This is a genomic window from Synechococcus sp. R6-5 (genome assembly GCF_047461775.1).
In the GTDB taxonomy this organism is placed as follows: domain Bacteria; phylum Cyanobacteriota; class Cyanobacteriia; order Thermostichales; family Thermostichaceae; genus Thermostichus.
On record NZ_JANSHV010000127.1, the window covers coordinates 1 to 6,808 of the forward strand.

8 protein-coding genes are annotated in these 6,808 nt (G+C 59.8%); 4 read left to right on the forward strand and 4 right to left on the reverse strand.

Features of this window, described 5'->3' with window-relative positions:
- Window positions 1-12 precede the first annotated feature (12 nt).
- Window positions 13-912 (reverse strand): M23 family metallopeptidase, encoded by a 900-nt coding sequence (locus NW818_RS07485; protein WP_414424216.1) that lies wholly within the window; start codon window positions 910-912, stop codon window positions 13-15.
- A gap of 205 nt (window positions 913-1,117) precedes the next feature.
- On the opposite strand from NW818_RS07485, the gene cruF reads away from it, so the two are divergent.
- Window positions 1,118-2,188 (forward strand): gamma-carotene 1'-hydroxylase CruF, encoded by a 1,071-nt coding sequence (cruF, locus tag NW818_RS07490; RefSeq protein ID WP_414375548.1) that lies wholly within the window; start codon window positions 1,118-1,120, stop codon window positions 2,186-2,188.
- 47 nt (window positions 2,189-2,235) lie between these two features.
- Entirely contained in the window at window positions 2,236-3,279 is a 1,044-nt protein-coding gene (locus NW818_RS07495) for a threonine aldolase family protein (protein WP_414424217.1), read from the forward strand.
- A 107-nt stretch (window positions 3,280-3,386) separates the two neighbouring features.
- Here the strand turns inward: NW818_RS07495 and lspA are convergent, their stop codons facing one another.
- The 3 genes from lspA to NW818_RS07510 all read right to left on the reverse strand — a co-directional run bounded on the left by lspA (window position 3,387) and on the right by NW818_RS07510 (window position 5,035).
- Window positions 3,387-3,911: a signal peptidase II gene (lspA, locus tag NW818_RS07500; RefSeq protein WP_414332043.1), complete on the reverse strand. Its 525-nt coding sequence runs from the start codon at window positions 3,909-3,911 to the stop codon at window positions 3,387-3,389.
- A gap of 260 nt (window positions 3,912-4,171) precedes the next feature.
- The gene (locus NW818_RS07505; protein WP_414357256.1) at window positions 4,172-4,396 is read right to left on the reverse strand and encodes a hypothetical protein; all 225 of its coding nucleotides are present in this window, start codon (window positions 4,394-4,396) and stop codon (window positions 4,172-4,174) included.
- A gap of 156 nt (window positions 4,397-4,552) precedes the next feature.
- Complete coding sequence (locus NW818_RS07510; RefSeq protein ID WP_414416054.1) at window positions 4,553-5,035, reverse strand: ABC transporter permease; 483 nt, start codon at window positions 5,033-5,035, stop codon at window positions 4,553-4,555.
- 491 nt (window positions 5,036-5,526) lie between these two features.
- Between NW818_RS07510 and ruvA the strand changes: the two genes are divergently transcribed.
- Together ruvA and nadD are read left to right on the forward strand one after the other, a co-directional pair.
- Complete coding sequence (gene ruvA / locus NW818_RS07515) at window positions 5,527-6,141, forward strand: Holliday junction branch migration protein RuvA (RefSeq protein WP_414332040.1); 615 nt, start codon at window positions 5,527-5,529, stop codon at window positions 6,139-6,141.
- Window positions 6,138-6,746, forward strand: a complete 609-nt coding sequence (gene nadD / locus NW818_RS07520) for a nicotinate-nucleotide adenylyltransferase (RefSeq protein ID WP_414357261.1) — start codon at window positions 6,138-6,140, stop codon at window positions 6,744-6,746. The genes ruvA and nadD overlap by 4 nt, the downstream gene beginning before the upstream one ends.
- Window positions 6,747-6,808: the final 62 nt, after the last annotated feature.

Sequence of the window (6,808 nt, forward strand, 5' to 3'; positions counted from 1 at the left end):
GGGTTTTGGGGGTTAGAGGCATGCTCCCAAGCTGGGGGCTTGTCCCACCTGCCAAAGGAACAGACTCTCGGCCCCAAGGGGGTGAATACTCCAGGGATCCAGGCCAGACCCAAACCACCCATAGGGATCGACGGCAGCCGGTTGGCCCGAGTTGGTGTTGTCGAAGCGACGTACCTCGAAATGGAGATGGGGCCCGCTGGCACAGCCGCTATCTCCCGATAGGCCGATGATTTCTCCTGGGGCCACCACTTGCCCCTCCTGCACCCCAACTTGGCTGAGGTGGGCGTAGAGGGTTTCCCAGCGGGGAAGGGTTCTTCTGTCTGCTCTCTCCCCATCGGAGAATTCTGGCTCGTGCAGAAGGCGCACCCGCAACCCCCTGACCGGTCGGCCCAAGCTGGGGCAAAAAAACTCCGGCTCCTCGCGGGCCAAGGTGACCCGTCCGGCGGCAGCGGCCAGGATCGGGGTGCCCACCGGCATCTCCCAGTCATAACCGGCATGGCCATCGCTTTTGCCACAGGGGTGCAGCGGGCCAGGGATCCAAACTTGGCCTTGCCCACTCACAAACCGTCTGTTGCCATCCCTCTCCCCCAAAGGCAAGTCATGGTCGAAGAGGTTGGTGACGGGAAATTCCCCAACAAAGGGCTTGTGCAAAAACGGCCACTGGGGCGGCGGCGGATCCCCATAAGCAGAACGATATTTTTCCAGCTCCAGCCGATAGTCTTCCAGATCCTGACGCTGGGCGGGATCTTCCGTGTGCTGCTGCAACAGATCCACCAGCTGCAGGGCCTGAAGCCAGTCCTGGCGCTCCACAGCACGAGCCAACTGGGCGTACACCCCCACCCGGGATCCCTGCGGCGAAGACGGGGAGGAGACCTGGGGAAAAACGGGCGAGATGTTTACGAATTGATACAATAGACAGCAAAATATCAGCAGTGTCACCGTTAGCGGCAGTGACATCTCCGTCCAGAGGGCCATTCCAAGTAGGCCGGCCTGCAAGCAAGCGGGCTTGTTCTTGGCTTTAGGCTCTCTCTTGGGGCCATCCGCTTTTCCCCTCAGCCGCCGTATGGGTTGCAAGGAGACAGAGCGGCTTCGCTTAACCACTCTTCGGGAGTTTCTCATGCGTTGGTTCTCGTCCTCTGGTGTTCTCGTCAGCCTGCCTTTCCAGTCTTCTGTTGGGCGAAGTGTTCTGCCCCTGTCTGGCTCGATTTGGCAGCGGCTGGAGGCCTTAGCTCTGGGTTTGCACATTCTGTCTTTGCTTTTTGGGTTGGCAGGGTTGCTCTGGGTTGTACCCCATCCTGAGTGGGTGGCCAGTTTGCCCCCCATTGGCCTTCAAGCTTTCTCCTTGAGCATGGGCAATGGCGGCGTGGCCTACATGGTGTTCGGTGCGCTGGCGGCAGCTCTGATGGGATCCCGGCTGTTGGGGATGCGGCGCCTGTTGATGTTTTTGATCCCGGCGGTGGGCATTTCCTTGGGCAGTGAGCTGTTGGGTACCAGCACTGGGATCCCCTTTGGCAACTACGGCTACCTGAGTGGGCTGGGCTACAAGATTGCCGGGTTGGTGCCTTTTACCATCCCTCTGTCTTGGTTTTATGTGGGGTTGTCGTCCTATTTGTTGGCGCGTGTGGCTCTGCAAACCCAGCGCCACTGGTTGATCCACTTCGAGGCCATCATGTTGGGGGCCCTGCTGCTCACCGCCTGGGACTTCGTGCTGGATCCGGCCATGACCCGCGGCTTGATCCCGTTTTGGACGTGGTTTCAGCCGGGGCCCTTCTTCGGTATGCCGCTGCAAAACTTCGGTGGTTGGATGCTGACTGGGGCTGCCTTCATGACGGTGGCCAATCTGCTGTGGGGCGAGGATCAACCCATCCTTGACCGCCGCCAGTTGGTGGGGCCGCTGGTGCTCTATGTAGCTAATTTTGCTTTTGCCCTGTTGATGAGCCTGGGCTCCGGCATTGTTGCGCCGGCGGGGTTGGGCCTGTTGTTGGGGTTGGGGCCCGCTTTGGGGTTGTGGTGGAGTGCAAAGACCCCATCCCGCTATTGCGAAAGGACTCCGTCCCGCTATCGCGACCAGCCTGAGCCGCCTTCCCATCCCCAAAAGGACTCTGTCCCGCTATTGCAAACGGTTGAGGGAGAGGCAGGTCAAGCCTGGGATACTTTGGAGGATCCCGGTTGGGTTGGCGCGAAGTAAGCCGGCCCTAACCCTTCCTCGGCGAGATCCCTTGGGTTGTCCATGCCATGAACTTTTGCAGCGACAATGTTACAGGCGCCTGTCCTGAGGTGATGGAAGCCCTGTTGGCCCTCAAGGGATCCGCCATGCCCTATGGAGGGGACGAATGCACAGCGCAGGTGCAGAGGCTCTTCGCCGAGATCTTCGAGCATGAAGTGGCGGTGTTTCCGGTGGCAACAGGATCTGCTGCCAATGCCCTGGCCCTTTCGGTGCTCACCCCGCCCTACGGGGCGATTTATTGCCATCCCGAGGCCCACATCAATCTGGACGAATGTGGAGCGCCAGAGCTGTTTACAGGTGGGGCCAAGTTGGTGGGGATCCCAGGGGAACAAGGCCGTATCGACTGGGGCAACTTAAAAGCAGCCCTGGAGCGGGCGGGGTTTGGGGTGGTTCATCACGTACAACCTGCCTGCCTCAGCCTGACCCAAGCCACCGAGGCCGGCACCCTCTACTCCTTGGAGCAGCTCAGATCCTTGGCGGATTTGGCCCATCACTTTGGCCTTAAGGTGCATATGGATGGGGCCCGCTTTGCCAATGCCCTGGTTAGTTTGGGTTGCACCCCTGCCGAGATGACCTGGAAAGCGGGGGTGGATGTGCTGTCCTTTGGGGCCACCAAAAATGGGGCCTGGGCTGCGGAAGCGGTGGTGTTTTTTCATCCAGATCAGGTGGGCGATTTTGAGTTTCGCCGCAAGCGCAGTGGCCATCTGGTTTCGAAGATGCGCTTTTTGTCTGCCCAATTGCAGGCCTATCTCCAGGATGGGGTGTGGCTGCGCAATGCCCGCCATGCCAACGCAATGGCCCAGCAGTTGGCTCAGGGACTGGGATCCCTGCCGGGAGCCAGGTTGGTATATCCCACCGAGGCCAATGAGGTTTTTATCGAGCTGCCGGAGCCGGTTCTCCAGGCCCTGGAGCAGGCGGGGTTTCGGTTTTACCGCTGGCTGGGGGAAGGTCACCACTTAATCCGCCTGGTGACGGCTTTTAACACTTTGCCCGCAGATGTCGAGCGCTTCTGCCAGGTGGCCCAGCAAGCCAGCCATTCGCGCTCGCGATAGCAGTGCGGAGCACTTTAGCGGGACGGAGTCCTTCAAGCTGACCAGGGATCCCCCTGGCCAAAGGCCTGAGCATCCCAAGGGATCCCTGAAGGCTGTTCATCGGCTCGTCAATCCTTAAAGTGGGTGCTGTCGCGACCGGGCTTTTTCTCCAGGCAGGGCGAGGCGGAAGTCGATCCCGTTTTCTTCGAGTTGTCCTGTAGCAGACCAATCAGCAGACAGGCCACCCCAAGGTTGATGGCCACATCCGCCACGTTGAATACCGGAAAGCGAATCCAGATCAAATTGAAAAAATCCACCACATAGCCGTTGACGAAGCGGTCGATGCCGTTCCCCACCGCTCCTGCCCACACCAAGCCATAGCCGGCCTGTTCCCATCGGCCCAGGATCCCGCCGCGAATGGCCAGCAGCGCCAACGCCAGCGCCACCCCCAGCGAGATCCACTTCAAGAGCTCTGCCGAATCTTCAAACAGGCTCCAAGCAGCGCCGGTATTCTCCACGTAGGTGAGGTGAAACACCCCTGGCCACAGCTCAATCTCTGGCCCCGGCAGCAGCCGTTCCACTGCCCAGTGCTTGGTCGCCTGATCCAAGATTACCCCCAGGATCCCGGCCAGCCAAAAGCCTTTGTTTTTCATGTCGTCTTGGCCTCAATCACGTCCACCGGCAAGAGCGCCCCGATGAGCACTTTTCCCATCCTGACATGCTGCTCTTCTGCCGGCTCATTGCACAGAAGCTCAAGGGCGGAGCTCTGGACTCGAAGTTGGGCCTGTAACGGGATCCAACACCGGTGAGTGGCCTCAGAAGCGATTGGCCGCCTCTGGCTTGAGAGGAGCAGCAAGAAAACCGTCCAGCTTAGGCAACTGGACGGGGATCCCCTGGGGGTGGACAGGATTGGCTACCGCCCCTGCTGCTCCAGGGATCGGCGCAATTCGCTGGCCATCTGCATGAACTCTTGCGGGTTGCCCGCTTTGCCGTAGGAAGAGCGATCCTGAACCTTTTTGCCGCTGCCTTGGCGGGTGCGGGTGCTGAGCAAAGAGCTGGCCATTTCCATGAACTTGGCAGGATTTCCCTCGCTGCTGCCCCGCACGAGAGGGGCGCGTCCGGCACGAGTGACAGCCATAGATACCTCAATTTTCACAAATGAAATGCTTGTTACATTTTCTCACAAGGGCTCTGCGATCAACCAGGGCCAGCGTTTCTTTGCTGTTACAGCGACTCCGGCCAATGCTTGGGGATCCCTCCAAGTGCAAACCTTGCATGAGGCTGGAAAGAGCCATCAGCGAGTCGTGGTTTTCTCTTGGGTCAAGTGATGGATCAGCCAAATGGGGAGCACCGTCAGGCCGATCACCCCCAGGGCCACCACGCTGATCACCGGGCGCTGCCGAGGCTTGGTGAGCTGGCTGAACACCCAGATCGGCAGGGTTTGCTGCTGGCCAGCGGTGAAGGTGGTGACGATGATTTCATCGAAAGACAGGGCAAACGCCAGCAGGGATCCCGCCAATAGGGCCGAGGCCAGTTCGGGCAGAAGGATGTACCGAAAGGTTTGCAGAGGATTGGCCCCCAAGTCGGCAGAAGCCTCCAGTTGAGAGCGTCCCATGCGGCGAAACCGGGCCAGCACGTTGTTGTACACCACCACCAGACAAAAGGTGGCATGGCCGATAACAATTGTCCAAAAGCTGAAAGGGATATGCAGCAAATGGATCGCCGAGCGCAAGGCGATCCCGGAGACAATGCCCGGCAAGGCGATAGGCAGCAACACCAAACAAAAACGAGATCGTCTCGCGGCCAAAAAATCGGCTGCGATAGACTGCTGCTGCCGCCAGGGATCCCAGCACCACCGCCACTCCGGTAGCCAGCACAGCCACCCGCAAAGACAAAAACAAGGCCCGCCAAATATCTGCCCGCCCCCAGGCCACGGCAAACCAATGCCAGGTCAGCCCCGGCAAAGGGAAGCGCAAGGTCGCCTCATCGGGGCTGAAGGCATAAAGGACGATCACCAGCAGAGGAAGATGGAGAAAGAGCAGCACCCCCAGCGAGAACAGGATCCAAAGCCATTGGCCGATGGGAAAAGGGCGAATCGGCATGGATGAGGGAGAATACAGAGCTGGATGGGGAACAGTCTACAGGTAGAGAAATGGTCTGTGAAATAGCCTTGTAGGGAAGCAGCCTTTGGCAAGGACTTTAGATTGCTTGGCCGACTTTGGAGCTCCAGTCGAGCAGAGCATCCCAAACCCAGATTAAACTCGCAGCATGATCGCGTTTTTAAGCGGCCACCTTGTGGCCATCGAATGGGGAGAGCGCAGTAGCCTCACTGTTGAGGTGCAGGGGATCGGCTATCGCGTCAAGGCCCCAGGACGTTTTCTCAAGCAACTGCCCGCAGTGGGGGAGCCCGTCCGGGTGTTCACCCATTTGGTGGTGCGAGAGACTGAGCTGGTGTTGTACGGGTTTGGCTCGCCAGCCGAGCGCGATTTGTTTGTGGAACTCATCAAAGTCTCGGGGGTGGGGCCGGCTTTGGGCTTGGCCCTGCTGAATACCTTCAGCCTGCCGGAGCTGGTGCAGGCGGTGGTGACCGAAAACGTGCGCCTGCTCTCCCTCACGCCGGGGGTAGGCCATAAAACGGCCCAACGGCTGGCCCTGGAGCTGAAAACCAAGCTGGCCCACTGGCGACAGGGGGTGGGAGTTGCGGATCAACCCTTGGCCGGAGGGCCGCCCATGCCCATCCGAGAAGAGGTGGAAATGGCCTTGCTGGCCCTGGGCTACAGTGCTCAGGAAATTCAAGCTGCCCTGCAAGCTCTGCCCACCCACCGCCGCCCAACAGAAGATTGGCTGCGGGATGCCATCACCTACCTGAGCCAGCAGCCATGAAGCACCGCCGCATTGCCATTCTGGGCGGAACCTTCAACCCTGTGCACCATGGCCACTTGATCATGGCAGAACAAGCTCTTTGGCAGTTTGACCTGGATCAGGTGCTGTGGATGCCCGCCGGGGATCCCCCCCACAAGCCTCTGGCCCCTGGCGCCAGCAAAGCCGACCGCCTGGCCATGGTCAAGTTGGCCATTGCCGACCACGAGCGCTTCGCCTGCTCAGAGCTGGAGATCCGCCGTTCGGGGCGCTCCTACACCATCGAGACGCTGCGCACCCTTATCCAGGAGCAACCCAATACCCAGTGGTACTGGATCATCGGCGTGGATGCTCTGCGGGATCTGCCCCAGTGGTATCAAGCGGAAGAACTGGCCCGCCTCTGCCATTGGATCGTTGCCCCACGGGTGGATGCCGGCGATGCCGCCCAGGTGCTGCAGGCGGTAGCCGAAAAGTTGCCTATCCAAGCCCAAATCCTGGAAGCTCCCACCCTGACGCTCTCTTCCACCTACCTGCGACAGCAAATCCAAAAGGGAGGGTCTATCCGCTACCTGGTGCCCCCTGCCGTGGAGCACTATATCCGTCAGCACCGCCTCTATCTGCAGCCCTAAAGGAAAAAAGGGGGCGGATCCCCCCTCTAGAATTACCAAATTTTCGGGCTGGAGGCCCGCAC

Coding starts and splice junctions, on each gene's coding strand:
- nadD (WP_414357261.1), top strand. CDS start 6,138: ATGAAGCACCGCCGCATTGCCATTCTGGGCGGAACCTTCAACCCTGTG.
- cruF (WP_414375548.1), top strand. CDS start 1,118: ATGCGTTGGTTCTCGTCCTCTGGTGTTCTCGTCAGCCTGCCTTTCCAG.
- NW818_RS07505 (WP_414357256.1), bottom strand. CDS start 4,396: ATGGCTGTCACTCGTGCCGGACGCGCCCCTCTCGTGCGGGGCAGCAGC.
- ruvA (WP_414332040.1), top strand. CDS start 5,527: ATGATCGCGTTTTTAAGCGGCCACCTTGTGGCCATCGAATGGGGAGAG.
- NW818_RS07495 (WP_414424217.1), top strand. CDS start 2,236: ATGAACTTTTGCAGCGACAATGTTACAGGCGCCTGTCCTGAGGTGATG.
- lspA (WP_414332043.1), bottom strand. CDS start 3,911: ATGAAAAACAAAGGCTTTTGGCTGGCCGGGATCCTGGGGGTAATCTTG.